This is a genomic window from Bradyrhizobium nivariense (genome assembly GCF_029846695.2).
In the GTDB taxonomy this organism is placed as follows: domain Bacteria; phylum Pseudomonadota; class Alphaproteobacteria; order Rhizobiales; family Xanthobacteraceae; genus Bradyrhizobium.
The window spans coordinates 1-1,289 of sequence record NZ_JARWCR020000185.1 but is presented as its reverse complement, the minus strand read 5'-3'; the positions used below and the strand labels follow the sequence as shown (position 1 = coordinate 1,289).

At 66.5% G+C, this 1,289-nt stretch carries 1 protein-coding gene; it reads left to right on the top strand.

From position 1 onward, the window contains the following. Nucleotides 1–1,289: ATP-binding response regulator (locus QCM77_RS45840; RefSeq protein WP_280097127.1), on the top strand; the 1,289-nt coding region annotated here is incomplete at both ends.

Here is a 1,289-nt window from a genome sequence, read left to right as displayed (position 1 = left end):
CCGCTGACGCTGGCCATCGTCTCGGCGCTGATCGTGGAAGCCGCCGGCGACCGCTTCGCCATCCCGCAGCTCGCCGTGGTCGAGCTGGTGCGGGCCCGCGCCAACTCAGAGCACCGCATCGAGCGCATCAAGGACACCGCGGTTCTCAGGTTGCGCAACAAGCTGTTGCCGCTGATCCACCTCAAGAAGCTGCTCAAGATCGACGACGGCGCCGTCTCCGATCCCGAGAACGGCTTCATCGTGGTGACGCAGGTCGGCAGCCAGACCTTCGGCATCGTCGTCGACGGCGTGTTCCACACCGAAGAAATCGTGGTCAAGCCGATGTCGACGAAGCTGCGTCACATCGACATGTTCTCGGGCAATACCATCCTGGGCGACGGCGCGGTCATCATGATCATCGACCCCAACGGCATTGCCAAGGCGCTCGGCGCCGCCGGCTCCTCGGCCCATGACATGGCCAACGAGAAAGGGGCTCATCACATCGGATCGGGCGAGCAGACCACTTCGCTGCTGGTGTTCCGCGCCGGCTCGTCCCAGCCCAAGGCGGTCCCGCTCGGGCTCGTCACCCGCCTCGAAGAGCTTCCGGCCGACAAGATCGAGTTCAGTAACGGCCGCTACATGGTGCAGTACCGCGAGCAGCTGATGCCGCTGGTCGCCATGGAGAGCGTCACCATTGCGAGCCAGGGCGCCCAGCCGATCCTGGTGTTCTCCGATGACGGCCGCTCCATGGGCCTGGTCGTCGACGAGATCATCGACATCGTCGAGGAACGGCTCAACATCGAGGTCGGCGGATCCTCCTCCGGCATCCTCGGCTCGGCCGTGATCAAGGGCCAGGCCACCGAAGTGATCGACGTCGGCCACTTCCTGCCGATGGCGTTCGCCGACTGGTTCACCCGCAAGGAGATGAAGCCGTCGATGCACTCGCAGTCGGTGCTGCTGGTCGACGACAGCGCGTTCTTCCGCAACATGCTGGCCCCGGTGCTCAAGGCCGCCGGCTACCGCGTCCGCACCGCGCCGACCGCGCAGGAGGGCCTGGCCGCGCTGCGCGCGCAGACCTTCGACGTGGTCCTGACCGACATCGAGATGCCCGACATGAACGGGTTCGAGTTCGCCGAGACCATCCGCTCCGACAGCAATCTGGGCGCGATGCCGATCATCGGCCTCTCCGCGCTGGTGTCGCCGGCGGCGATCGAGCGCGGCCGTCAGGCCGGCTTCCACGACTATGTCGCCAAGTTCGACCGTCCCGGTCTGATCGCGGCGCTGAAGGAACAGACCGCGGGCGCCGCCGG